At 58.0% G+C, this 25,665-nt stretch carries 17 protein-coding genes and 3 tRNA genes; 8 read left to right on the plus strand and 12 right to left on the minus strand.

What is annotated here, in order from left to right; genetic code table 11:
* Positions 1–13: 13 nt before the first annotated feature.
* Positions 14–1,360, plus strand: coding sequence for a homoserine dehydrogenase (locus tag VGM18_15300; protein HEY3974370.1), 1,347 nt, complete (start codon positions 14–16; stop codon positions 1,358–1,360).
* 72 nt (positions 1,361–1,432) lie between these two features.
* Here VGM18_15300 and VGM18_15305 read toward each other — a convergent pair whose 3' ends face one another.
* Together VGM18_15305 and VGM18_15310 are read right to left on the minus strand one after the other, a co-directional pair.
* Complete coding sequence (locus tag VGM18_15305; GenBank protein ID HEY3974371.1) at positions 1,433–1,600, minus strand: hypothetical protein; 168 nt, start codon at positions 1,598–1,600, stop codon at positions 1,433–1,435.
* 145 nt (positions 1,601–1,745) lie between these two features.
* On the minus strand, positions 1,746–2,261 hold the full coding sequence (locus tag VGM18_15310) for a GNAT family protein (protein HEY3974372.1): 516 nt from the start codon (positions 2,259–2,261) through the stop codon (positions 1,746–1,748).
* 62 nt (positions 2,262–2,323) lie between these two features.
* Between VGM18_15310 and VGM18_15315 the strand changes: the two genes are divergently transcribed.
* Positions 2,324–3,295: an aldo/keto reductase gene (locus tag VGM18_15315; GenBank protein ID HEY3974373.1), complete on the plus strand. Its 972-nt coding sequence runs from the start codon at positions 2,324–2,326 to the stop codon at positions 3,293–3,295.
* 162 nt (positions 3,296–3,457) lie between these two features.
* Entirely contained in the window at positions 3,458–6,499 is a 3,042-nt protein-coding gene (locus VGM18_15320; GenBank protein HEY3974374.1) for a carboxypeptidase regulatory-like domain-containing protein, read from the plus strand.
* A gap of 13 nt (positions 6,500–6,512) precedes the next feature.
* Here VGM18_15320 and VGM18_15325 read toward each other — a convergent pair whose 3' ends face one another.
* The 6 genes from VGM18_15325 to VGM18_15350 form a co-directional block, all read right to left on the minus strand.
* Positions 6,513–7,574 (minus strand): M56 family metallopeptidase, encoded by a 1,062-nt coding sequence (locus VGM18_15325; protein ID HEY3974375.1) that lies wholly within the window; start codon positions 7,572–7,574, stop codon positions 6,513–6,515.
* Positions 7,574–8,029: a BlaI/MecI/CopY family transcriptional regulator gene (locus tag VGM18_15330; GenBank protein HEY3974376.1), complete on the minus strand. Its 456-nt coding sequence runs from the start codon at positions 8,027–8,029 to the stop codon at positions 7,574–7,576. Before VGM18_15330 ends, VGM18_15325 begins: the two co-directional genes overlap by 1 nt.
* 72 nt (positions 8,030–8,101) lie before the next feature.
* A tRNA-Arg gene (locus VGM18_15335) sits at positions 8,102–8,178 on the minus strand.
* 82 nt (positions 8,179–8,260) lie between these two features.
* A tRNA-His gene (locus VGM18_15340) sits at positions 8,261–8,336 on the minus strand.
* A 181-nt stretch (positions 8,337–8,517) separates the two neighbouring features.
* The gene (locus tag VGM18_15345) at positions 8,518–9,786 is read right to left on the minus strand and encodes a nucleotide sugar dehydrogenase (GenBank protein HEY3974377.1); all 1,269 of its coding nucleotides are present in this window, start codon (positions 9,784–9,786) and stop codon (positions 8,518–8,520) included.
* Positions 9,787–10,030: 244 nt separating this feature from the next.
* Complete coding sequence (locus VGM18_15350; protein HEY3974378.1) at positions 10,031–10,588, minus strand: 2'-5' RNA ligase family protein; 558 nt, start codon at positions 10,586–10,588, stop codon at positions 10,031–10,033.
* Positions 10,589–10,696: 108 nt separating this feature from the next.
* Between VGM18_15350 and VGM18_15355 the strand changes: the two genes are divergently transcribed.
* Positions 10,697–10,773: transfer RNA gene (locus VGM18_15355), tRNA-Pro, on the plus strand.
* A 146-nt stretch (positions 10,774–10,919) separates the two neighbouring features.
* Here the strand turns inward: VGM18_15355 and VGM18_15360 are convergent.
* Positions 10,920–11,906 carry a zinc-binding alcohol dehydrogenase family protein gene (locus VGM18_15360; GenBank protein ID HEY3974379.1) on the minus strand — a complete coding sequence of 329 codons (987 nt, stop codon included), beginning with the start codon at positions 11,904–11,906 and terminating at the stop codon, positions 10,920–10,922.
* Positions 11,907–12,141: 235 nt separating this feature from the next.
* Between VGM18_15360 and VGM18_15365 the strand changes: the two genes are divergently transcribed.
* From VGM18_15365 to VGM18_15380, 4 genes are all read left to right on the plus strand, one after another.
* Complete coding sequence (locus tag VGM18_15365; protein HEY3974380.1) at positions 12,142–13,191, plus strand: aldo/keto reductase; 1,050 nt, start codon at positions 12,142–12,144, stop codon at positions 13,189–13,191.
* Positions 13,192–13,502: 311 nt separating this feature from the next.
* Positions 13,503–14,858: a type VI secretion system baseplate subunit TssK gene (gene tssK, locus VGM18_15370; protein HEY3974381.1), complete on the plus strand. Its 1,356-nt coding sequence runs from the start codon at positions 13,503–13,505 to the stop codon at positions 14,856–14,858.
* Positions 14,859–14,866: 8 nt separating this feature from the next.
* Positions 14,867–15,607, plus strand: coding sequence for a DotU family type IV/VI secretion system protein (locus tag VGM18_15375; protein HEY3974382.1), 741 nt, complete (start codon positions 14,867–14,869; stop codon positions 15,605–15,607).
* 20 nt (positions 15,608–15,627) lie between these two features.
* Positions 15,628–19,098 carry an ImcF-related family protein gene (locus tag VGM18_15380; protein ID HEY3974383.1) on the plus strand — a complete coding sequence of 1,157 codons (3,471 nt, stop codon included), beginning with the start codon at positions 15,628–15,630 and terminating at the stop codon, positions 19,096–19,098.
* Between the two features lie 36 nt (positions 19,099–19,134).
* Here the strand turns inward: VGM18_15380 and VGM18_15385 are convergent, their stop codons facing one another.
* The 3 genes from VGM18_15385 to VGM18_15395 form a co-directional block, all read right to left on the minus strand.
* The gene (locus tag VGM18_15385; protein ID HEY3974384.1) at positions 19,135–19,959 is read right to left on the minus strand and encodes a Stp1/IreP family PP2C-type Ser/Thr phosphatase; all 825 of its coding nucleotides are present in this window, start codon (positions 19,957–19,959) and stop codon (positions 19,135–19,137) included.
* 104 nt (positions 19,960–20,063) lie between these two features.
* Complete coding sequence (locus tag VGM18_15390; GenBank protein HEY3974385.1) at positions 20,064–22,712, minus strand: protein kinase; 2,649 nt, start codon at positions 22,710–22,712, stop codon at positions 20,064–20,066.
* Positions 22,713–22,864: 152 nt separating this feature from the next.
* Positions 22,865–25,528: a hypothetical protein gene (locus tag VGM18_15395; protein ID HEY3974386.1), complete on the minus strand. Its 2,664-nt coding sequence runs from the start codon at positions 25,526–25,528 to the stop codon at positions 22,865–22,867.
* Positions 25,529–25,665 lie beyond the last annotated feature (137 nt).

A 25,665-nucleotide genomic window follows, 5' to 3' on the forward strand; every position in this document is an offset into this window, starting at 1 on the left:
AGCGGGAGATTGCTTGTCTAAGAGCACGTCGAAACCGGCGGTCGACACCACAGAGATCGAGCAAAGTTCCGCATGCCGCGTGGCGCTGATCGGCTTTGGAACCGTGGGTCGCGCGGTGGCGAGGATTTTGTGCGAGCGCGGCGACAGATCGCTGCGGCTTACATATATATGCAACCGCAACGTAGAGAGAAAGAAGCAGGACTGGGTTTCGAATCACGTTCCGAGCGATGTTATCTGGACCGACGACGTCGATTCTGTGTTGAATTCCGATGTTCAGATTGTGATCGAACTGATCGGAGGGCTCGAGCCGGCGGGAACGATTGTGCGCAAGGCGCTTGAGTCCGGGAAGTCGGTGGTCACGGCAAACAAGCAACTCATCGCGCGCCACGGTCCCGACCTGCTGGAACTGGCAAGCGGCAAAGGATGCCAGATCGAGTTCGGCGCATCGGTGGCGGGAGGAGTTCCGGTGCTTCCGGCATTGCGCACCGGACTGTGTGGAGACCGACTGCACGGCATCGCGGGAATTCTGAATGGGACGTGCAACTACATTCTGAGCCGAATCGAAAATGCGCGGATTCCGTTCAGCGAGGCGCTGGAGGAGGCGCAGGCTCGCGGCTACGCCGAGGCCGACGCGTCCGAAGATTTGGATGGCGGCGATGCGCGCGCCAAGCTCGCGATTCTGGCGCTGGCGGGATTGCACACGCGAGTCGCGCCGGAATCGATTCGGGCGCGGACGATTCGCGCCGTGGATGCGGTTGACTTTGATTATGCGGCCGAGCTGGGCAGTACGATTCGGCAGATATCGCGGGCCGATTTGAAAGAAAATACTTTATTCGCGGATGTGGGCCCGTGCGTGGTTCCGACCGATTCGCCGTTTGGCCGGGTGCAGAGAAATCTGAACCTGGTGCTCACTTCGGGCCACTATGGCGGCGATATGGCATTTCTGGGCGCGGGAGCGGGCGGCGATCCGACGGCCGTGGCCGTGATGTCGGACTTGATGTTTGTGGCGCAGAACCTTTCGGCCGGATCCAGAGATACTTCGGGCCACGCGTTCTCGCCGGCAAGCGCTGGTTCGGGGATCATTGCTCCGACCATCAGCAGCGACTTCGAGACGCCGTGGTACTTGCGATTTTTTGTGCGGGATCAGCCGGGAATCGTGGCGCGGCTGGCGCAGATTCTGGCGGCGCATCACCTGAACATCGATTCTCTGCTGCAAAAGCCGGGCTATGAGAAATCCTCGCTACCGTTTGTGATTACGCTGGAGCCTTGCCGCGATTCGCAATTGCGTCCGGCGCTGGAGGAAATGGCGGGGTTGGATTTCGCAATCCGGCCGTGCTTGTGTCTGCCTGTGTTGAAGTAGTTGAGTTGTAGCGGAACAAATTCAGCGCCGGTTATCACGGAATTTTGCGCGGCGAACCGGCGCTTGCCGAGATTAATTCCAGAAGGGATTTTTTAGACCGGCCGGCTTGAGCGCGCTGTCGGCGATCGCTTCCGTGCCGGATTCGTCCGAGATCTTCTCGTCGATAAAGCGGGACGGCGGCGGTGGAATCAACTCGTCTTTTCGTCCCGGCGTTGGGTCATAAGGATATTCAGATTTCATGCGTACCTCCCTGTTTATGATCTAGATTCATTAAACGCCTTTTAAGGCGGGCGCAGGCAGCGAAAGTTTGAATGGGTTGTATCGAAAAATGTGCGATTGAGGGATCGCGGTATCCGCGGGGCGGGATGTCATTTCAGGCGGGATGTTATTTCAGGTGGAAACCCTCGCGCGTGATTGCGTATAGCTTTTCGTCCGGCAAGCTATCTTCCGCAGCCGGAATCATTCGCTCGAATTGCAGACCGGCTTTCAGCATTACCCGTTCTGAGCCAACGTTGGTCGGGGAGCATCGGCCCTGAATTCGGGTAAGGCGGAGATTGTCGAATCCGAAGCTTACAATTGCGGGCAAGGCCTCGGAGGCAAAGCCTTGCCGGCGATCGGGCGGGGCAATGTAATAGTTGACTTCGCCGCAGTATTCGAAGGATGCCGCATCGGGTTCGTAGCCGATGCGGCAGAATCCGCAGTTTCCGACGATTTCGCCGGTCGGCTTTTTCACGAGGGCCCAGGGGCCCATGCCCCATTGGCGATACGACTGAAGGCAGAATTCGAGGAATTTCTCGGTGTGAGCCGTCCCTTCCCACACGGCCACGAGAGGCAGATCGGCTGGCCGGAATTCTCGCAAGCGCAGGCGTTCGGTCTCGAGTTCGGTCATTTTCAGATGCATGGGAGTAGAACGGTTATCATACTCAACGAGTTTCTGCATCATCTCAACCGAAAGGCCCTTTCATGAAATATCGCAAGCTTGGCCGTACTGGTTTTGACGTCAGCGAGGTGGCTCATGGTTTATGGGGAATGAGCGGGTGGAGCGGCTCGGACGATCGGGAATCTCTGGGCGCGATGCAGTTGGCGGTGGACCTGGGCTGCAATTTCTTCGACACGGCGTGGGCCTACGGCGAGGGCAAGAGCGACGGCTTGCTGGGCGAGGTTATGGCGAGAAATGCGGGCAATAGGATTTATGCAGCCTCGAAGATTCCTCCGGCGAACGACCGGTGGCCGGCGTTGCCGGAATACGAATACAGCGATGTGTTTTCAGCGCCGCACGTTTTCAAGTATGCCGATCTGATTCGCAAGCAGCTGCGTGTGGATACGATCGATCTGCTGCAATTCCATGTCTGGGATGACAGTTGGACCGACGAGCCTGAGTTCCGGTCGACGGTCGAGAAACTGAAGCACGACAAGACGATTCGATTCTTCGGGCTAAGCATTAATCGGTGGGAGCCGGAGAACGGGATCAAGGCTTTGCGCACCGGGCTGGTGGATGCGGTGCAGGTAATTTACAACATCTTCGATCAGGCGCCGGAGGACAAATTATTCCCCGTGTGCCAGGAACTGAATGTCGGAGTGATCGCCCGCGTGCCGTTCGATGAAGGCAGCCTGGGCGGCAAGATGACGCTGGAGACGCGATTCCCCGAAGGCGACTGGCGGGCGGGATATTTCGGTCCGGAAAATCTGCCGAAGACGATTCAGCGCGTCGAGAAGCTGAAAGAGATTCTGCCGGCGGAGATGACGCTGCCGGAGATGGCGCTGCGGTTTATCCTGTCGCATCCGGCGGTGAGCACGACGATTGCCGGCATGAGGAAGCCGGAGCATGTGCGGCAGAACATTGCCGCCAGCGACGCGGGCCCTCTGGACAAGAATCTGCTGGCGAAACTGAAGAACCATCGTTGGGACCGGCGGCCACAGAGGTGGTCGGATTAGGCTGTTCGTCGTGGTCGGTTTCCAATTATCTGTTCCCAATCTCTTCACCATGCCTGCGTCCGTCGAGTTGCCGTAACTGCACTTTCCTACGACTACTGGTAGTAGCTTGCTCCCGCAGGCTACGCTCCAGTGCTATCCCTAAATCCGACTGAAGGAATCTCTTTGCTCAGGAAATCGCTGCTGATCTTGCTGTCGGCGACTATGCCGCTGACCGCCATGCACGCCCAGAATCCCCGCGGATCGTTGCGAGGCGCGGTGCAGGACAGGACTGGAGCGCGCATTCCTGCGGCCAGGATTGTCGTGCAGGCCATCGATTCGCCGATGCAGCGCGAGGCCACCTCGGAAGACCGGGGAGAGTTCCGATTGGATGATCTGCTGCCGGGCGCATATCGGATGACTGTAACCGCCACGGGATTCGCTCCGGCGCAGGCCGAAGTTTCGATCGCGGTTAGTTCCGTGCGCGAGGTGACGGTCACGCTCCAAACTGCGGCCGCATCCGAAACGGTGAATGTGCGCGGCGAGAGTTCGTCGATTACTACGCAACCGATTGACCTGGTCAGCGTGGTGCATGAGGGAGTAATCAGCAGCCAGGATTTGCGGACGCTGCCGCTGGCGACGCGCAGCTTCGCCAATATTGCTTATCTCGCTCCCGGCACCGAGCCGGTCGAACCCTCGGATCCGACGAAGGCGCGAATCACTGCGGTTTCTACCGGGGGAAGTTCTGGACTGAACAACGATTTATCGGTGGATGGGGGGGATAATTCCGACGATTGGATTGGCGGATTTCTGCAGAATTTTTCCCCGGACACGATTCAGGAATTCGCGATGCGTACCGCGAACGAAGATGCGGATACGGGCGGGACGACGGCGGGGTCGGTCGTTATCACGACCAAGCGCGGCTCGAATGAATGGCATGGCAGTGGCGCGTTTTACGACCGGGCAGCAGCGCTGAATGCGCGGTTTCCGATTGAGAATCCAGCGCCGAGTCCCAAGCAGCCGTTCTCGCGGCAGAACTATGTTGGAACATTGGGCGGGCCGATCGCGCGCGATAAAGCCTGGTTTTTCTCTTCGCTCGAATATGTGCACGAAAATGCCAGCATCGCCTACAGCCCGAACAGCCTGTCGGAGTTCGAGGCGCTGGCGCAAATCGCGCAGGACGGACTGATCCCCGGCGTGCCGTCGATTACAGTGCCGCAGAATGTGCCGATTCCATTTCGCGACTATATCGGATCGATCCGCTTCGACTGGGCGGAGTCGACGAAATCGCAGTGGTTCCTGCGTTCGTCCGAAGACAGTTACTTGACACGCAATGCCTTAGTGGCGCAGGGCACGCTGCCCTCGACCGGGCTTACCACGCATAACAACTACTGGAACAACGTACTCAGCAATACCTACGAGTTCAGCCCGACCTGGCTGGGCACCTTTGTATTCGACGCCAGTTTGCTGCACCTGACCCAGACGCGCAACTCGACTCTCGGTTTCGCGCTGGCGTTTCCCTTCAGCTCAACGACGCTTACTGTGTCTGGCTTTGAGACTTACGGAGACAACCAGTTCGCCACACCGATCACTCTTTTTCCTTCGCTTCGTAATCAGCAGAAGTATCAGTTTCGCTATGACGTTGGGCATGCGACTGGCGACCACTCATTCAAGTTTGGAGTGAATTTTATTCATGAACCGGTGCTGAGTGGAGCGTTTCCCGGGAACCGGGAAACGCTGTACTCGTTTCCCAACGATCCGACGTATTACGCGCAGAATGCCAGCACGTTGGCTCAATTCCCCATCGACTATGCCAATGGCGCATCGACGACTCCTGCGGGCGACGGAAGTTTTTCGCAGAGCGTACAGCGGCTGGCGCTTTACGCGCAGGATTCGTGGCGGATGACGCGTCATCTCACACTCAACTACGGACTGCGCTGGCAGACGACGTTGGGATTGTTCACCGGATCCGGACGCAGCCAGGCGCAGAATCCTGCTTTCCTGACGTTGCAGGCGCTCCAGATTCCGATGACCGTGCCGCAGGACGACCGGAAGCAGTTCGGCCCGCGTCTGGGTATCGCCTACGCTCCGGGCAATAACGGCAAGACCTTGATCCGCGCGGGCTTTGGGCTCTTCTACAACGACCTCGCTCAGAACGGGTGGGCCACGGCTTTGCAGGGAGTCAATGCGCCGCCTGGACCATGCGTCGACCCCGTGCAGAATCCGGGCGGCCCCGAGAACGCAGGTTGCATCCCCGGAGACGCTTTTGGAGGCGCCGGCAACCTGATTGATGGGCGCTACCGTACGCCGTATGCCATTCACATCACGGGTGGCGTGCAGCACGCCATCAACCAGAATTGGACGCTGAGCGCGGACTACACGCACGAGCAGGGGAATCACGGCTACCGCGCCTACAGCTTCACCGGCGGCACCAATCTGTTCACGCCGCTGCTCGCGCCGACCGATCCCAATCAGGCCAGCTACGTCCCCGACTTGAATCTGTTTAAGTCCGACAATCGCTCCAGCTACAACGCTCTCATGCTGCACCTGCAAGGCAACATGTCGAGACACTTCAATTTAGTGGCGAACTACACGTTCTCGAAAGCACAGACGTGGGGATGCGTACTGGGCGAGCTGTTCGATTATGTGAATGGAGTCTGTAATCCCCTGAATCCGTTCGGACCCGGCGACTACGGTCCATCGGGCGAAGATGTCCGCCAGCGATTTGTTCTGGCGGGTATGGCTCATATTCCCGGCGGTATTGAAGTGAGCGCCATGTTCCAGGCAGAGGCGGCGCGGCCCTTCACTATTACGACTGCGGACAATAGCGGGCGCATCTCGGTCAACGGAGTGCCTACCGCGCTCGATGTTTTTCGCGGCACACCCTACATTCAGATGGACCTGCGCGTCGCGCGGCCGTTCAAGATCGGAGAACGCTGGCAAGTGATGCCGTTCGCCGAATTCTTCAATCTCTTCAACCGCGACAATCCGGGAGCTAACTTTGTGGCGAATATCGGTGCGCTGCCGCTGATTCCCCGCGATATTGCGACCGGCAACGCGACTACGATTTGCCTCGACTTCCCAACTTGCGCTCCGAACGAACAGGTTCCTGTTACGAGCTTCAGGCAGCTGGAAATTCCCGGCGGGGGATTGGGTGATTTCTTCGGACCGGGGACGACCGTGGGAATTCCGTTCGCGGCGCAGTTGGGTGTACGAGTTAATTTCTGAGTTTTACGCCTGCCTAGCGGACCAGCCATTCCGTCGCCGTGTGGAGGCTTGCGATCAACTGGCTGTAGGTGAAAGCGAACGCCGCGACCGTGACCACAGCGACGGCCAGCCCGTACCAGGGAGAATATCCACGATTCGAGGGGAGCCGGTCTTCACTTAGCAGTTCGCTCCACCGAATCAGGCGCTCGACGCGAGCGTTCATGATGGAAGCGGGGCTGTGCACGAGGGCGGCGGTTAAGTCCGTCGGTGGCACCACCGGAGCAAGCCGCGAAAGTTTAATTAGGGCGGCCGCCAAGTCGAGCGCCTCGCGGGCGTTGGAGACTGCGGCGTCATCGGACGCCATCTCCGTGGTTTCAAGCCATGCCCCTTCGAGAGCGGCCATTCCAGGAAAGGCGATGAAGCGCAGCAGCAATTTCTTCAGATTGTCGCGGCGGCGGACGTGCGCTAGTTCATGATTCAACGCCGTCTTCAATTCGTTCGCAGTCAGCAATGATTCGGCCGCGCCTGACAGCAGGATTCGCGGGCGAACGATGCCGACGGCGCTCAAGGGTGGTATGACGGAAAGGGGGGATGCCGGCGTAATTCTCAGCATCGGAACTGACGAAGAAGAGTCGACCAACTGGGTATTTCGAGCATCAATCGTTCGAGCATTGATCGTTCGAGCGTTAATCGTTTGAGCGTTAATCGTCCAGATGGAAATGGTGCGGGAAGCTCGGCGCAATGCCAGGCTGGCGTTGACGACTCCAAAAATCCCCAGCCCTGCGCCACAGATGCCAAGGGCCAGAGAAACGCCGCTCATGGGTTCATCGATCGCGCGAGGTTCGAGCAACAGAAATGAGGGAACGGTAAAGACCGCAGTAATGACGGCGGCTGTGATCAAAGGAAACATGCGCACCGCAAGCAATCGATCGGCAATGCGGTGCAGGGGAAGTCTCCGTCTCTGAATCGGCCAAGAAGAGCGTAGCCAGATGCTGCGCCAGCCAAGGCAGACGGCCAGCGACAGGACGCAGTACACCATCGCGAATACCGAGAAGGAAACGGCGAGGCCGCGCGCGGCAAACATGATCCCAGACATCAGGCTTTGTCCTTGTGGTGGGGATTGGCTGGGTTGGGCGCGTCCATACTACGAAGCTCACGTCGTTTCGCCTCGACGACGGCGCGCAGGTCATCGAGCAACTGGGCATCTCGGTCGGTCAGGATTTCCACGAGATACGAGAGCGGCAACGTCGAAGCCGGGCTCGCGTCCAGCAACTGACGGAAAGCTTCACCCGCCACTTCGCGATGCAGTTCCTCGCGGGAGAACCGGGCGGTGTAGCGGAAGGCGCGACCGTCGAGTTCGCGCGATAGCAGATTTTTCTTGAAGAGGCGGTCGAGCGTAGTCATCACCGTCGTGTAGGCCAGGTCTTTGCAAGCACCGTCGAGTACTTCGCGAACGGTGGCCGGGCCGCGCTCCCACAGAGCTGCGAGCAGACGCTCCTCGAGCGGGCCTAGCTGAGAGGATGAGGCGCGGAAGTGGAAGACGCGGTGCATGCGGCGAAGGCTGAGAGCAGGATTCTATCGCAGCAGCAAAGCTGGCGCTACGGGTCCGGGCGAATACGGGAGTGGCGGCCCCGGAGGGGCTCGAACCCCCAACCCTCTGCTCCGAAGGCAGATGCTCTATCCAATTGAGCTACGGGGCCGTGATGGCTTAACCCGTCGAGCTGCGCTCGACGGACGGCCGGGGGCGGCTGTCCCCACATTCACTCGTTTAGGGAAAAAATCTGGGGTGGGAAACGGGAATCGAACCCGCAACCGTCGGAGCCACAGTCCGGTGCTCTGCCAGTTGAGCTATTCCCACCACTGGCATTGATTATAGCAACTGCGGTGAGGGGATGTTAGAAGGGATTCGCAGTTGGGATTCGAGAATTCAAAAACAATCTGTGGCTGGGTGCGCCGGGCTTCGCCCAGGCTTGGACGGCCGAGGCGGCCGTCGCCACATGGATTTTTCTCCACTGGCTTCGTGCCCGCCATCTGAGTTCTTAGCCGCGGCCGATGCCTACGTATTCGAAGCCGAGGGCGCGGAGGCGGGTGGAATCGAGCAGGTTCTTGGTGTCGACAATCAGAGGCTTTTTCAGGAGATGCTTGATGCGGTCGAAATCGAGAGTGCGGAACTCGGGCCAGCCAGTGCCGACCACGAGCGCATCGGAGCCTTCGGCCGCGGCGTAAGCGGAATCGCAATAGCGCACGGAAGCATTGAGTTTCGTTTTGGCCTCAGGAATTGCCACTGGATCATAGGCGCGGACGTGGGCGCCTTTCGAAACTAAGTTTTCGGCCAGTCGCACCGACGACGATCCAGCCACGGAATTTGTGTTGGGCTTGAAAGCCAGTCCGAGGATGCCCACTTCTTTATTCTCGATGGAGTTCAGAGCGAGAGCAATTTTGTCGATTACGCCGTCGGTTAGGTGATGGTTCACGTCTCGCGCGGCGCTGAGCACTTTCAGGGGGACACCGTGGGCCTGGGCCAACTCCACTAGAGAGTCCATGTCGGACTCGGCGAAGACTCCGCCCATGCCTGCGCCTGGTTGCAGGCAGCGTGGAGCGATTTTCTTGTCGAGGCCGAGGGCCAGGGCCAGATTGACGGCGTCGGCATTCACGCGTTCGCACAGCGCGGCGACTTCGTTGATGAAGGAAATTTTTGTGGCCACGAAGGCGGTCGCGGCTTCGCGCACCAATTCAGCGGTCGACTGATTGGTCACGATAACGGGAACGCCGCGCATGACGAGAGGATGAAAAATCTGCTTGAGCATCTGCACTGCGTCGCTCGAAGTGGAACCCAGAATCAGGCGGTCGGGCCAGTTGAAATCCTCGACGGCACAGCCATCGGTGAAGAACATAGGCTGCGAAACTATGGTGGCTTGAAGTCCGGCGTCCTTGATGCTTTTTTCCAACGCGCCCGCTGTCCCCACGGGGGCGGGAGTCACAATCGTAAGAATGGGAGGCTTCGGGGCCAGCCGCGCGATGCGCAGGGCCACATCGCTCATGCCTTCGGCTTTGTCTTCCGCCAGGAAGATCACGGGAGTCTTGCGCGCGAACGATTCGATGTCGGTGGAGTAAGCGAGTCGGCCGGCGCGCACATTGCGCCGGATGATTTCTTTCAGGTTCTTTTCGAAGAAGGGAATATTGCCCTGGGCCATCTCCACCATGCGCGTGCGGTCGGGATGGCAGCAAGAAACCGGAGTGCCAAAATCTGCCAGACAGGCGGAAATCACTGTTCCAAGGTACCCTGAACCGTAAACTCCGATCTGCATTTGATGTGCTCTCCGTTCTTGCACCGGGAATCCGCGTCCGAAGTGGCGTTTGGTCGCGATCGCCGGAGTCTTGCCTACTCCTTATCTACAGGGATGGGTTCGGGTTTTCAACGCACGGGAGGGAGATGTACCTGGGCCCGTAGGAATGCGGCGGGAGTAACTTAACAGACGGTAACCGGGAGGGGATTACGACCAGTTATCGCGAAACGTAGCGCGAAACTTATCTCGAAACTTATTTCGAAAGTTATTTCGAAACCAGGGTACGACCGAGAAGAATGGGAGCCAGGTCCACCCAGCAATTGGGCCCATCTTCGCGGATTTCTTCGCGTACGAAGGTCAGTCTTTCCAGCAGGATGCGACGGCTGCCAGAGTAATGGGACCAGCGCGCGCGGGCTACTTGAAAGGCGCTCTGGGCGGCTGGTTCCGTGCCCATCTTTGCGATCGTAAGATGCGGAGTGTAGGACCATTCTTCCTTGAAGGCGAGCGCTTCGATGTTTAGCTTGCTGTGCAGGTGGCTCATGCCGCTGGCGGCGCCATCCACGCGAATGTAGATGGTGGGGGTCACCGGGACGAAGGATGCAACGTCGCCCAGGGTCACCTCGAACGGTTCCTCATGGCCGCAAATCCGCTCCAAGATCTGCAAGGCCTCCATTTCGGTGCCTCGCAGAGGGCGCGGAGGCAAGATGCTCAAATGAGCCGCTAAGTGGGGAAGGTCGGGATGCAGCTCGCGCCGGAGGTTCTCGACGAACTCTCCCGCGGCATTGTGAAGGTAGGCCACCAGCGCGTAACGCGGCTTCTGCATACTCGATGAAAATTATACAGCCGTCATCAGGTCGAGCCAGCGCATAAATGGAAGGCGACTCGCGACCGAGAGGCGGCGCGAAGGATCTCATTTATAATATGGAACAGTCGGGGCGTAGCGCAGCCTGGTAGCGCACCTGCCTTGGGCGCAGGGGGTCGTGAGTTCAAATCTCGCCGCCCCGACCAATGCCTCTCGTGATTTGAGCTGCTTACGCGACGCATTGCTGTTGCGGTCCGATTCACTCCGCGAGGATCGCACAGCGAAGAGGTGAAAAAGGCTCTCTGCTGTAAATCAGGGCCTTCGCGTAAGAGCTCGAACATGATGCGTCAGATCAAACTCTTTCCAACCCGGCAGGCTTCCCGGTCATTGTAAGCACCTGTTTTTCGAGCGTCTTTCTCTCGGCGACGCTGGTGTAGACTTCCACGGCGCTGGCAAAATCGCTGATTTGAATCGCTGGGGCATGAAGAGAACCGGTGTCGAATAATCGACGCAACTGGTCCATTCGAGCGGCAATCTCGGGGCCAGTGCCTTTCATCGTATCCAGACCGAACAAGCGAGATTGATTGTGGTAAAAGTCCACCAGATTGAATTCCACCTGGGCCTTTGCGGCGCTGGCAATCGCAATCTGCCTTCCTCCCGGCCGAAGCGCGCGGAGGCAACTCTCAAACAGCGATGCGCCGACCGTATCCAGCACCAGATCCACTAACTTGCCCTGAGTGGCGGCATGAATTTCGGTTTGCAAATCTTTTTGCTTGAGGTTGATGAATACGTCCGCGTCGGTGGCAGCGTCGGTGATGTCAGCGCCGATCACAAAGGCTTTTCGCCAGTGAGCCAGTTGGGTCGCGGCACGTCCCACAGCGCCGTTCGATCCCGTGATCAGGATTCGCTCGTCTGGCTGAAGCTGGCCGACTTCTACCAGAGATTGCCAGGCAGCCAAATATGGAACGCCGATCGCGGCTGCCTGCTCCATGGTCAAGGTTTCGGGCTTCTCTGAAAGCCACATTGTGGGGACAACGACAAACTCGGCATGCGCTCCTGGCCGCGTAACTCCGAACCCAGAGCCGCTTCCCCACACCTGCTTGCCTTCCCATCCATTGCCCTGAACATGATCCTGAACCACGACGCCGGCAAAATCGCGCCCGGGTGTATTGGGCAATGGAGATTTGAATCGCCCCGCGACGATCCCAATATCAGAGGGATTAATGCTCGAAGCTTTGACTTGAATGAGCGCGTCGCCGGGCGCAATCGATGGGGACGGCAAGTCTTCCATGGACAGCACGGAAGGAGGGCCATATTGGTGGAAGCGAAGCGCTTTCATGTGAATCCTCGTGATTATCGGAAACAATGATGATTATCCAAGTCGCCGGGCGATTCAAGTCGGCGGTAGAACTTTCGCCGCTCGGCCATCCTCGATAGCAAGAGTGCCGCATTCGTATTGAATTGGTTCGCGGCTCGTCGCTCTTGTTTGTGAACCGTAGAGTTCTTTTCGGCAACGTAAGGTTGCTCACTGTCATCTCAACGACACCAGCGACACGCCAAGGAGAAATGACTCCGTGAAAAAGAAGGGCAAGAATCAGAATGCCAGCGATGGCGAGCCCATGAATCAGAACGGCTCGGTTGACCAGATTCCACTCACTTCGTCGGCGGGGACCCGAAAGGGAGACATGCTTTACCGGAAACTGGGGCGAACCGGGGAACAGGTCTCGGCGATTGGGATGGGCGGGTTTCATCTTGGGCAGGACCGGCTTTCTGACAAGGATAGCTTGCGGCTGATACGCTCCGCGATTGATCGTGGCATTACCTTCATGGACAACAGTTGGGACTATCACGAAGGCCGGAGCGAGATCCGGATGGGGAAGGCGTTAAAAGACGGATATCGTCAGAAAGTTTTTCTCATGACGAAGATCGATGGGCGCACGAAGGAGGTAGCGGCGCGGCAGATTGAGACTTGCCTGGAGCGGCTCCAGACGGATCACATTGATCTCGTGCAACATCATGAAATCATTCGCTTCGACGATCCGGATCGCATCTTTGCCGAGGGCGGAGCTAACGAGGCGATGGTCGAGGCGAAGAAGGCGGGGAAGATCCGGTTTATTGGATTTACCGGGCACAAAGATCCGCATATTCATTTATATATGCTGAAAGTTGCGGCGGATCACGGTTTCCATTTCGATACGGCGCAGATGCCCTTGAACGTGATGGACGCGCACTTCCGCAGCTTTTCTCAGATGGTTCTGCCGGAGTTGGTTAAGCAGGGAATTGGTGTTCTGGGGATGAAGTCGATGGGCGACGGAGTGATTCTGAAGAGCAAAGTGGTGTCGGCGATTGAATGCCTGCACTATGCCCTGAGCCTGCCTACGTCGGTGGTGATCACCGGCATTGATAAGCCGGAGGTGTTGGATCAGGCCTTTGAAGCGGCCAAGACCTTTAAGGCGCTTGATCGCGAAGAGATGACGCAACTACTGGGCAAGACGAAAAAAGTTGCGATGGCGGGGAAGTATGAGATCTTCAAGACCTCATCGCACCACGATTCGACGGCGAAAAATCCGGACTGGCTGGGCGGGGACACCCCTGCGGTTCAGGCGCTGGCGCCGAGTGCGTGAGTCAGCGTCGGTCCCGCATTACCTTTTGCTGCCGCTATCGGACCTATGTGGTACTGCAGTTTGGCGTACGCCGGACCGGTTGAGCGGGAGATCCTTCGCTCCGCCTGAAGAACGGCTCCGCTCAGGATGACGTCGCGATTTGATAAGTCAGATTGATCCAGTACCCAGCAGGTTGATTCCTTGACAAGCGACAGCGAGTCGCCTAGCATCGCTGGCCAGACGTGAAACGTTGCCGCGAGGCCCAGATTTGTGTCGGTTGGTGAAGCGCAACTCACAGCTGAAAAACCTCCCCAGTTACCAGGTGAAGCGGCATGAAGTTGCTGTCGAGAGTGGTGTGGGCGGAAGGGATGTATCTGGCGCCGCAGCATTTTCAGGCGCAGAATCGCTACTTCGAGGAAGCCGTCCAATTTGCCACGGCCAGCTTGTGGAGAGATGCGTACGGACTGGCGGCCTGTCAGCTCGACGCCGATGCGCTGCGCAACGGAACTGTGAGCTTGCTGAGCGCACGAGGAATGTTTCAGGATGGCCTGCCTTTCGATATTCCTGAGTGCGATCCTCGTCCCGACCCGAAAAACATCGTGGAGCAATTTTTGCCCGCTACCGATAGCTTGACGGTTGCGCTAGCCGTGCCGCGCTGGGTGCAGGGGCAGCAAAATTGCGATCTTGACCCAATTCCCTCCGGGAGTGCCCGCTACACGAGCACCACCGAAATGGTGCACGACGAGAACACCGGTCTCGACGCCAAGCCGGTGAAGCTGGGGCGCAAGAATATCCGCTTGGTAGTGCTGCCTGCCGCAGATGAGAATCTGCTGACGATTCCCATTGGGCGGGTAATGCGGGATCAGTCGGGGCACTTCGTTTACGATCCCACGCACGTTTCGCCTTGCTTGCGGCTGAGTTCGAGTGAACGGCTGTCCTCGATGCTGAAGCGGCTGGTCGACATCCTCGAAGAGAAAAGCGCGGTTGTGGCCCAGGAACAACAGCAGACCGTTGGAGCATTTCAGACTGGGATGTCCGCGCGACAGGTTGCGCAATTCTGGTTTTTACATGCGATTAACTCGAGCCTGACGCCGTTGCGTCATATTTTGCTGGCGAAGCATAGGCATCCGGAGGAACTGTTTCGCGAAATGTCGCGGCTGGCTGGGGCGCTGTGCACGTTTAGTTTGGATAGTAGTCCGCGCTCGCTGCCGGCTTATAACCACTACGATCCGGGGCCGAGCTTCGCGGCGCTTGAGGATCACATTGTTCGGCACCTCGAGATTATCGTTCCATCGCAAGCCGTGGTGATTCCGCTGAAGTCGGCTGCGCGTTATTTTTACGAAGGAGAGATCCGCGATCAGCGTTGCCTGGGGCGCTCGCGCTGGATTCTGGGACTGAGGTCGCCGGTGGGCGAAGCGGACGCGATCTCAAAAACATTGGAACTGGTGAAGGTGTGTTCCAGCCAATTTGTTCCCGAGTTGGTGAAACGGGCGCTGCCCGGTCTGACACTAAACCATATGCAGGTGCCTCCGGCGGCGATATCGGCAAAGGTCGATGCGCAGTATTTTGTCGTCACCCGCAGCGGGCCGTGCTGGGAGCACATTATGCGAACGCGCAACGTGGGCGTTTACGTGCCCGATAAATTACCGTCGCCTGAGTTGGAATTGATTGTGTTGCTAGAAAGCTGACAGCTGCTATGGGATCTACGTCAGTTACGCCGCTAGGGAGTTATCGGGGATCAAGTCCGGCGATGGACCGGCGGGGCTGGAACCTCGCCTTGGGATTTCAGGAAGTGTTCACGGCTGTGGTGCGGTTGCGCTACAACCGGCAGGCGGTGCAGGACGCGGAAACATTTCGCGCGCAAATGCGGCAGGCGCTAAGGGTTGCGGACCAGGATGCGCGCACGCGCGGAGCCAGTCCGGAGGATGTGAAGCAGGTGATTCTTGCGGTGGTGGCATTTTTGGACGAATCGGTACTGAGTTCGGGGAATCCGGTATTTGCGAACTGGCCTCGGCTGCCCTTGCAGGCGGAATTATTCGGTCATCAACTGTTGGGCGAAGTTTTCTTTCAGGAATTGCAGAAGACTTTGAGCCGCAATGATTCGGCGGAGGCCGCTGATGTGCTCGAGGTTTATTACCTCTGTCTGCTGCTGGGGTTTAAGGGACGGTACGCGGCGGGCGGGGATCTGCGATCGATCATGGGCGCGATCCAGGAGAAGATCCGGCGGGTGAGGGGTCCGGCGGGGCCGCTGTCGCCGCGCGGGGCGATTCCGGCAGACGCGGTGCGGCTGGTGCAATCGGATCGCTGGAGCCGCAGGCTGGGAATCGCGGCGCTGATCACGGCCTGTCTGGCGGCGGCCCTGTTTGTGACGTTCAAGATTCTGCTGATGTCGGGAGCGTCGTCCCTCTCTGCGCTAGTCGCCGGGCTTGTGAAATAGGAATGAAATAGGGGGTTGGGATGTTGTACGTAATCACCACGCTCGTACTGCTGGTGTATCTGGTGGTGGTTTGGCTTCTCGGCCGGTATATGCCTCTGCACGGGCCGGCGGACGTTTGGATTCTGCGCGGCGTTCTGGCTCTGCTGGGGATCATCGGCGCGGCCGTCGCATATTTCTTCGTATACAAAGTAAACAAGGCAAAAGAAGGTTCCGAAGATGGCAGTGCTGCGCAGTCGGGCGGCGCTGAGGATATCGATGGGTTGGTGCGGGAAGCAGTAAGACGCCTGAAGCACTCCACGCTGGGGCGCGGCACCAACCTGGGCAGCCTTCCGCTGGTGTTTGTCCTTGGGGACGCCGGTTCCACCAAGACGACGGTGCTAATTCATTCTGCGCTCGATCCGGAGTTGCTGGCGGGGCAGGTGTATCGGGACAACGAAGTGTTGGCCACCTCAACCGCAAACATCTGGTATACGCGGCAGGCAATTTTTGTGGATCCCGCGGGCGGGATGATGGCACAAGCGGACCGCTGGAGACGCCTGGTACGACTGCTGCAGCCTGGACGATTTTCGGCAGCGATTGGCAAACGGGCGCAAGCGCCGCGGGCGGCAGTAGTGTGCTTTGATTGCGAAAGCTTTCTGCAACCGGGCGCGAGTGAGAGCGCGGTTTCGGCGGCGCGCCGGCTGTCGGTGCGGCTACAGGAGGTTTCGCAGCTATTGGGAATCAGTTTTCCGGTCTATGTATTGTTCACCAAAGTGGACCGGATCGCCTTCTTCGCGGACTTTGTGCGGGGAATGAGCAAAGACGAAGCCTCAGAAGTTCTGGGAACGACATTACCGCTGCGTTCGCTGAGCGCGGGCGTGTATGCGGATGAAGAGACCCGACGGCTCACGAAAGCATTCGATGAGATTTTCTATTCACTGGCGGAGCGGCGCATTGTGCTGCTGCAGCGGGAAAATGAAGGCGACAAGCTGCCGGGCATTTACGAATTTCCCCGCGAACTGAGGAAGCTGCGCACGCTGCTGGTGCAATTTCTGGTGGATTTGGCGCGACCGAGCCAGTTGGGTACGAATCCGTTTCTGCGAGGGTTTTACTTTACCGGGGTGCGGCCCGTGGTGGTGGACGACGTGGTGGCGGCGCCGGAAGTTCCGGTGGAAGCGGCAGACCCGGGATACAGCGGCGCCGGTGCTACGCAAATCTTTCGCGGGGTGGGTGCGCAACTACAAGTGGCGCCGGTGGCGGTGCGAACCGGGGGATCCCGCCGTGTGCCCCAGTGGGTTTTCCTGACCAGCTTGTTTAACGAAGTTCTGGTGAAAGACCGAGTCGCGCTGGCGACCAGCGGCAGCAGTTCGCGGGTGAATCTGCTGCGCCGCATCGCGTTGGGAGCGGCCGTTCTTATTGCGCTCATCTGTTTGACCGGCTTCGCGGTTTCGTTTTTTCGCAATCGAGCGCTCGAGACCAGTGTGCAGGATGCCGTTGCGGACTTGAGCACGGTGAAAGCCGTGACGACTCAGCCGGCAAGTTTGGACGACCTGAGAAAGCTGGACAATCTGCGGAGCGAACTTGCCGATCTCACCGACTACAAGGAAAATGGAGCGCCTCTCAGCTTGCGTTGGGGCTTGTATGAAGGCGACCAGATCTATCCAGATGCAAGACACGTTTATTTCGAGCGCTTTCGGCAACTGTTGTTGGCGGAAACGCAGAAGCGCGTGATTGACAATTTGCAGATCTTGTCAGGAAAGTCGGCGACCAACGCGTCCAATGAGAGTTATCAAAAGAGTTATGACGAGTTGAAGGCCTACTTAATCATGACCGATGGCACCAACGATCATGACTATGCCAAGAGCACGCCAAACTTTCTGACACCCGTTCTAGTATCCCATTGGATTGCCGATCGCGACATCGAGAAGGAGCGGAAAGATCTGGCGACTACGCAGTTCAATTTCTACGCCACAGAACTGGCGAAAGGAAATCCATATCCGACGGGAAACTCCAGCTATCTGATCGGCGGGGTGCGCGCTTACTTGAAGCAGTTTACGGGAATCGATCGGTACTATGCGCTACTGCTAGCGAGCGTGTCGCAGAAAGAGCAGAACTTTAACGAGCAGTTTTCCGATTCCAATGGAATTATCGCGAGCAGCCAAAAGGTGAAAGGGGCGTTCACGCGCGACGGCTTCGCGTCTGTGCAAAAGTATTTAGCCGACTCCGGTGCCTACACCGGCGGCGACGACTGGGTCTTGGGCCCGATTTCTAAAGACATGGACCAGGACATCCTTCGCCAAACGCTGACGGACAAGTACAACCAGGACTTCGTTAACTCGTGGAACGCGGTGCTGAAGAACTCGTCGGTTCTCGGTTATGGCAGTTACGTGGATGCGGACAAGAAGTTGAGCAGACTATCCGGGGTCACTTCGCCGTTGCTCGAGTTGTTGTATTTCATATCCCACAATACAGATCCCGCGTCGCCCGACATTAAAAAGCCATTTGATCCCGTAGCGACGGTTGAGCCACCGGGGCCATCGGACAAGCTTCCGGATCACTACATACTTCCCTCCAACAAAGATTACATCGATGCTTTAGGCAATCTGCAGGTCACGATCCATGCTCTGGCGCAGGGGACGGGTGCGCCCGATCCGGTCGAATTGGGGAAAGTAAACGACGCCGTCACCGCTGCCTATCAGGCCGTTGGAAAGGTAATCGACGTAGTGAAAGCGGATCACCAGTATGGGAACGAGAAGCAGGTACGAGCGCTGTTGGAGGAGCCGATTAAGAGCGTCGAAGCATTGATGAGCCGGGCGCCTGGCGACGTTGCGAACGGCTCGGCAAAAGGGTACTGTATGGCATTCGCAGGCGTGGAGCACAAGTATCCTTTCGACCCCGCTTCGTTGCAGGATGCGAAGGTCGATGATCTGAACTCGCTTTTCGCGCCAACTGGCGAGGCGTGGAAGAAGCTGAACGACGATGTCAAGCAGTTCGTGATCAAGAATGGAAGCCGATACGAAGTGAATCCTCAGGCCAAAGTAAAACCGACACGTGCATTCTTAGAATTCCTGAACAAAGTCGAGGCCTTGAGCGAGACCCTGTACTCAAGCGGCTCACCGCCGGCGCATTTCTCTTATATGTTGAAGCAGATGCCCAGCCATCTTGAGGGAGTCGTGTTGAAGATCGGACAGGTAACGCTCGAGGGCAAGGATGCGCAGCGTCAATTTGAATGGACCGGCGCAGCTGAGGAAGTTTCGGTCTCCCCAAAGAGCGGCGAGATTTCTTACGTCACGGAGAATGGACCCTGGGCGGTGTTCAGATTTGTGGCTCGCGCCAATCGATTGCCTTCGGGAACGCTGGAGTGGGTTGTCGAGAACAATGGGAAGCCTTCGACCATTCCAGGCGGAAATGTGATTGCATCGTATGACTATCAGTTACGAGTGGTGGGGAATGGTGGGAATCCGTTTAGCGATTTCCGCGGCATGAAGTGTGTGGGGCAGGTCACGCATTAGGAAGCCGAGCAGGTCGATGCGTTCTTCGATGCGTTTCTACGTTGAGGTTTTCTGGCCCGGTTGTCCGGATAGCCGGCCGAAGATGCGATCTTTCCACGAAGGGTGCATGGCGCGCAAGAGCAGGCAGGTAATGTTGTCGTCGCTATTGCCGCTTTTCGCCGCTGCAATCAGATCGGCGCAGGCCTTTTCGAGAGATTCCTGGTTGACGGCTTCGGCGATCTTCTCATTCTTCACGTAGCGCGACATGCCGTCGGTGCACAGCAGCAGCACGTCGTCGAGATTGAATTCGTGGTCGGCCAGGTCAGGCTCGACGGTATCGTCGGTGCCGAGGGCACGAACGATCACGTTCTGCATTTTGGATTGTTCCGCTTCTTCGATCGTCATAAGGCCGCGGCGGACTTGCTCCATCACAAGGGAGTGGTCGCTGGTGAGCTGGGTGATCTCGTTCTTGCGGATGAGATAAATGCGACTATCGCCGACATTGGCGATGGAGAAAAGATCGCCGTCGACGGCGACGGCCACAATCGTAGATCCCATGCCTGCCTGATTTGCGTTTCTGGCTCCGGATTCGTGGATGGTCTGATTGGCCAACTGGATGGCGCTGGCCAGGCTGATCGCTCGGGGCGAGACTGCCTCGAAGCTGGCTCCGCCTACAGAATCCACATTCGGTTCCTTGCGGCGGAAGTAGTCGAGAACGGTATCGACGGCGATCTTGCTGGCGATTTCTCCGGCCTGCTGACCGCCCATGCCGTCACAGACCACGAAAATTCCGTGGCGCAGGTCATAGCCGAAGTTGTCCTCGTTGTTTTTGCGAACGAGGCCGATGTCGGTGCCGCCGGCGGCTTGGATTACCAAACTCATGAACAGGAGTGCGAGCGGTAAATCCTATCGCACCTCAGGCTTTGGGTAAACAGGGAAGGGGGGTGGGATGTTCGTCGAGATAGGTCGAAGAGAATGGCCGACCTTCATCCGCGGCGCCTAAACATTTTATTTTTTTCCGCTTCCTTGAGAAGCGCCTGCCATTCCTCCTGCAGATTGTTGGCGGCGTAATGCGTGAAGTGTTTTGCCGATTTCAGTGTTATGACCGCCTGCTTGCGATCACCGGCTTCGATCGACGCTCGTGCTTGTGCCAGGGCGGACGACAGCTGCCGATCGGCGGAGAACTTGCGGCGCGTGGTGAAGATTGGAACGATGCGCGCGAGCAGCGGCAGCTCTGAAGCTCCAGGCCCGGGTAGCGTGTCAGTGCCGGCTTCGAGACGATCGAGAGCAGCGTAGGCTTTTCCCAGCGACCGAAGGGCGGCTAATTCATTCTCTTGTGCGGCCCGACATTGCTTCAGGGCAAGTTGAACCGTTTCGGAGTCGAGAACGGATGCTGGTTGCGATGCCAGAAATTCTACCGCCGCAGAATAGTGTTCCTGGCTGGTAAGAGCCTCGACCTTTCGCAGACAACCGTCGACTTCGCGTTGCAACGATTCCAGGCGGGTGCGCGCATCTTCCAGCAGAAAGAGAAGAGACGCGGCCGAGGGATCGTTGGCAACGGGAGTGAGCAGATCGACGACGGCGCGATAAGAACCGCGGGTCATCAGTTCCTGGGCCTGACGAAGCAATCCGCGAAGTTGGTTGGTCTTGAGATGTTGATCGGCTTCCTGGCGAGCGAAGTCCATCAACTCTGCGATCTCAGGAGAAGCGATGCCCTGCTTTTGGCAGATCTCGAGGAGGCGCAGGGCTTCAAGGTATCTGCCGCTGCTGAGGGCTTCATGCGCCCGCGTCAAATATTCAGCTCGGGAGAGTTCCGCGCTGTGCTGCGAAATCTGTGCCGTGATACTGGATTGGAGAGCCAGCAGGCGCTCGTTGCCTGGGACTTGCTGCAACTCGTCGCGCACGAGATTTAATGCTTCTTGGGGGGAAGTCTCGATCAAGCTGCGACAGCGCAGGACGACCTCATCGACGTGGCGGCGGGTTTGGGCTTCGCGGAGTTTGCGCGCCAAGTTCCCTTTGAATTTCATCAGGATGGGCTCGGTGGGCATGCGCTCGAGAGCCTCATCGACGAGTTGAGCGGCGCGAGTAAGCTCCTCCATGGTAGATGCGAGGGAGACTTCGTTTTGCAGTTGTTCGAGGATGCGGCGGCGCGCCTCTTGCTCGCGGCCGGACTTGGCTGCGGCCTGCAAGGTCATGAGCTCAGGATTCGATGGGTCGACGCGTTCGACTTCGGCGAGGGCTTCCATGGCGGCGGTGAAGTGGCGGGCGTTGATCTCTCGGCGGGCACTTTCGAGCAACTGTTTTGCTTTGGCCTGGCGAGCTGCTTCTTCGATCAGGCGGGCCAGGGCAACGTGGGCGGCGCGTACGCGCGAATCCTGGCCATCGACTGCGAGCGCCTTGGCAATGACGGCTTCGGCGCTTTGCAGATCGCCTCGGTCGCGGGCACTGTCGGCCTGACGCAGGTATCCGTCGATCAGTTCGCGGCGGCGCTTTTTCTGTTTAACGGTATCAAGCAGGTCGGACAGTTCCGAATTCGCGGGATCGAGACTGCAAGCCTCCTGGAGATCGCCGATGGCTTCTTCATACCGTTTGTCCGCGGAGGCTTCTTCGGCTTGATTGCGCAATTGGCGGATCTGTTCGGCACGCTGGCGGAGGGTGAGATTTTGTTGCACCTGCGCGATCAGTTGGCGTGCGCGTGTGTGCTGGCTGTCCACTTTCAACAACTGAAGCAGAACATCGCGCGCGGCGCCGTATTGCTCTTCCTGAACCAGGCGCTCGGCGCGTTCCATCCACTCGACTACCTGTTCCTTTTTTAGCTCGTGGGCCAGCGACGAAACTTCGGCGGCCATCTCGTCGGCAGTGGAATAGCGGTCATTGGGATTTTTCGCGAGCGAACGATCGAGAATACCCTCCAGCGCCGGGGGATACTCGTGCAGGAATTGGCGCAAGGGAGGATATTTCTCGGAGAGGATTTTCTGGACGATGCCATAGTCGCCGGTGAAAGGAAGTTCTCCAGTCAGCAACTGAAACATCACGATTCCGACGGAAAAAATATCGGACCGGCCATCGAAGGCTTCGTTTTTCAAGCGCTCGGGCGCCATGTATTGGAGAGTGCCGATGACGTGGCCGGTGCGGGTGAGCCGGCCGTCGGTTTTTTCCTGGCGTGCGATGCCGAAGTCCAGCAACTTCACTACGCCGTCGGGTTGAACAATGATGTTGGCGGGCTTAACGTCGCGGTGGATCACGTCATTGCGATGCGCGTATCCCAGGGCATAGCACACCTGCTCGATGATCTTGAGCTTGTGAGCCAAAGGCTGCGGGTGGGCGGACTGGATGACGCGGTCGAGAGGGTCCCCGGATAGATACTCCATCACGATGTAAGGGAACCCGTCCTGTTCGCCGAGATCGTAAACGATGACGATGTTGGGATGTTTCAGGGCCCCAGTTTTGGCGGCCTCGCGGTAGAAGCGCTGCAGCATTTCCTGGTCGCCGGTGAATCCTTCGGTGACGGTCTTGATCGCGACCTCGCGGTTTAGTTGGCGGTCGAAGGCGCGGTAGACCAGACCCATGCCCCCGCGACCGAGAAGGTCGATCACCTCGTACTTGCCGATGCGTTTGATAGGTGGCGCGCTCACGGGACTAAGTGATCTACTGGGGAGAAGGTTTGGGGGAAATGCCCTCTCGAACACCGACAAAGTTCAAACCAGTCTACTACGGAGTTGCCTTCGGGGCTAAACTCGCTAGTTTCCGTGGGACACATGGCGCGCAGCCAACCTTTTCGAAACCGTCAGATGGAGCTGCCAGGCCAGATCATGTTGAACTGATCGGCCAGGAATTTCTTGGCTTCTTCGCGCTCGGGCGTTGCAGCGTCTGGAGTGGAATTCAAGTACAGGATGTAGGCTTCAGCGGTGCCGTCAGTATCGCCGTCCATAAGACTCTTGCGCGCCCGAGCGTAAATTTTGCCGGGGAGGGTTTCGACTTTTTCCTTTACATCTTTAATCAATGCGATGCGAGCGTCGATCTCGACGTCGGTAAGGAACTGGACTTCATCGGGCGGCGCGTCGGATTGCTTGATGTGCTCGGTGTCCTCGGGCTTCACATTCTCGAGCACCACGAACTTCTTCTGGTTTGTTCGCTTGACGGAAGGATTAGTCGCAACGACAGCGCCATTCGAGTCTACGATGCGGAAGCCAACTTCGACAACGGCGCTCAAGTCGGTCGTCTTGCGAGTGTAGCTATAAGACTTGATGACGGGGCTGCGATTCGTTTTCGGGATGGAGTCGAGCTTACGATGCAAGTCCTCGACTTTTTTCTGTGCCGCTTCTACGGCGTCGTTCGCGTCCTTGATTTCTTTTTTCTTGCCGTGCGCCTGAGCGCCTTCCAGTATCTTTTGTTGTTTTTGCAGATCGAGGTTGGCGGCTTCGTAGTCTCGGTTCGCCTGATTCCATTCTTCGTTGGGAACCTCTCTATCGCCGGCATCATATTCGGAGGCGATGGACTCCACTGCCGGCGTTGAAAACGGCCGGTGCTCCAAGACATCACCGGTAAGCTGGAAGTTGGGTTCAACCCCCGGAGTGGCATCGGCGGCGCGAATGATTCTTACCGGCAGGTCAGTGGTCTCGAGGCCGGTGGCGATCGCGTCTGAAAGTTGATCGGCGAAACGCGAGCTGTCACGCCGCGAAGTCTGGTCGCGGAACCCGACTTTGATCGATAAGGTGGAACGGACGTTGTGAATCGCGATATTTTTAGTGCGCTCATCGCGCACATCGTCGCGGTTCTTGTACCGCAAAGCTTCGTTAAGATAGAGCCAGGCCACGCCGACCCCCGTGCCTAGCGGCTTGTCGAGGAATTTCTTCGCCTGCGCAAAATAATAATCGCTGAGAAACCCGGCAATCACCTCGAGGCGGAGTTTCAGATCCGCATCATCGGGACGCAGCGCACCGGCGCGTCGCAAATAGTCATAAGCCTTTTGTACTCCAATCTCGTTGACTCGTCCCTGGATCGGAATGTGAGCCGCTTTCAGCTTATTGGCTTCGTCGGAGGCGCTCTTTACATAGTCGGCCTCGAGAGCCGCCATCTGGTCCTTGACCAAGGCACGCTGCGCTTCCGGAAGGTCGGCGAGAACTTCGTAGGCTTCAATAAAATTCTTGTCCTGCTGGAATGCAACGCTCCGTTGTAACGCGTCATCGGCCGCGGCCCGGTTGCCAGACGAGACAAATTCCGCCTGGGCCTGCTGGAGCGCGGCGGTTGCTTCGGATGACGGTTTGAGCTCGGAGGCTTTCTGATAATCCTGAACCGCGTCGTGCCACTTCTGGCTGGCGGCCTCGGCTTTGCCGCGTTCGAAATGATACTTGTAAGTGGCGTCGATGATGGCGGCGATGCGGGGCTCTTCATCGGCAAAGGAACGGAACTCCGCGATCGCGGTTACGGCGTCATCATAGTGCTGCGCGGCGACCATAGATTCCGCGTGGCGCAAAGTCGTATCGACCCGTTTGCTCTCCGCCGCAATCGCGGTCTGAACGGACACGGCCGGCTCAAAGTGAGCATCGACTTCCAAGGCATGATCGGTCAAAGCGCGACTGCTGGCGAGATGAACATATCCCGCTGCGCGCCCGGAGAGGGCCTGCTTGTAGGCTTGCAATTCGGTGCGGGCTTTGTCGACAACGAGCGTCAATTCTGCGCGAACACTTTGCTGGAGTTTGATTGCGGCTTCGTTCCCAGGAAGCAGATCCTGCACTTGAGCTCCGCGCAAGAGGGCTGTCTTGAGCGCAGGGTAAGCCGGGGAATTCGTGGAAGCGGTCGTGCGATAAGCGGACAAGCCGTCGTCGCCTTCTTTCAGCAGGAGAGTTGCCAGGGACTGCTTGGCAGGATCGACGTGCGCGGCTTTCGGATAGCGGGCGAGATAATCCTGCCACTGGGCGACGGAATGGGCTCGATTGGCACGAAGGTATTCGCCAAGTTCGGTGTCGGGCGCGACCACGAAGACGATCTGCACGCCCGGTTTGAAAGGAGGAACCGCAGTGGTCCCGGCCGGCGATGAGCTCAATATTTGCCCAGTCAACGCCGCGCGATCCGCCAATTGCGAAAGAGTTAATGACTCGTCCTTGTCAAACTTTAGGTTAGAAGGAACCACGCACTCCGAGGCCGACCCGCGAGTAAGATTCATAACTCCGTCGGCGTTGCGCTCTATGGAAGTTACTGAGGAATTCAGCGGGATCTTGATGAGCTTGCCATAGTTGGACTTGCCGATCTTAGTCGCTCCGCCGCAGGAACGCACTTCAGTCTTGCCGTTGATTAGCAGATCGGTTATCTGAACGAAGGCGGCGCCCGTTTGTCCGTCAAATAATTCGATGGCCGTAATGGGAGCATCTTTAGAATAGATGGCAGAACTGGCCAGAACAATGAACAGCAAGACCGTGGCGGTCTTGCTTACACAGGACAGAAGACACAACTCTGCATGACATTTCTGACGTAGCGGCATACACTCCCCGGGATGACTGCAACTGCCATGGATCGCCTAGCAGGTGCCCCGTATCATACTCACGCGTCGCCCGAAGTCAAGCCTGCGCAAGTGGCGGGTGCAGGCAC

Source organism: Candidatus Sulfotelmatobacter sp. (genome assembly GCA_036500765.1).
Lineage (GTDB): Bacteria > Acidobacteriota > Terriglobia > Terriglobales > Acidobacteriaceae > Sulfotelmatobacter.

Excerpts from the sequence above, each read along its gene's own strand:
- VGM18_15305 (HEY3974371.1), bottom strand. The coding sequence starts at position 1,600 with ATGAAATCTGAATATCCTTATGACCCAACGCCGGGACGAAAAGACGAG.
- VGM18_15310 (HEY3974372.1), bottom strand. The coding sequence starts at position 2,261 with ATGCATCTGAAAATGACCGAACTCGAGACCGAACGCCTGCGCTTGCGA.
- VGM18_15315 (HEY3974373.1), top strand. The coding sequence starts at position 2,324 with ATGAAATATCGCAAGCTTGGCCGTACTGGTTTTGACGTCAGCGAGGTG.
- VGM18_15325 (HEY3974375.1), bottom strand. The coding sequence starts at position 7,574 with ATGTCTGGGATCATGTTTGCCGCGCGCGGCCTCGCCGTTTCCTTCTCG.
- VGM18_15330 (HEY3974376.1), bottom strand. The coding sequence starts at position 8,029 with ATGCACCGCGTCTTCCACTTCCGCGCCTCATCCTCTCAGCTAGGCCCG.
- VGM18_15345 (HEY3974377.1), bottom strand. The coding sequence starts at position 9,786 with ATGCAGATCGGAGTTTACGGTTCAGGGTACCTTGGAACAGTGATTTCC.
- VGM18_15350 (HEY3974378.1), bottom strand. The coding sequence starts at position 10,588 with ATGCAGAAGCCGCGTTACGCGCTGGTGGCCTACCTTCACAATGCCGCG.
- VGM18_15360 (HEY3974379.1), bottom strand. The coding sequence starts at position 11,906 with ATGAAAGCGCTTCGCTTCCACCAATATGGCCCTCCTTCCGTGCTGTCC.
- tssK (HEY3974381.1), top strand. The coding sequence starts at position 13,503 with ATGAAGTTGCTGTCGAGAGTGGTGTGGGCGGAAGGGATGTATCTGGCG.
- VGM18_15375 (HEY3974382.1), top strand. The coding sequence starts at position 14,867 with ATGGGATCTACGTCAGTTACGCCGCTAGGGAGTTATCGGGGATCAAGT.
- VGM18_15380 (HEY3974383.1), top strand. The coding sequence starts at position 15,628 with ATGTTGTACGTAATCACCACGCTCGTACTGCTGGTGTATCTGGTGGTG.
- VGM18_15385 (HEY3974384.1), bottom strand. The coding sequence starts at position 19,959 with ATGAGTTTGGTAATCCAAGCCGCCGGCGGCACCGACATCGGCCTCGTT.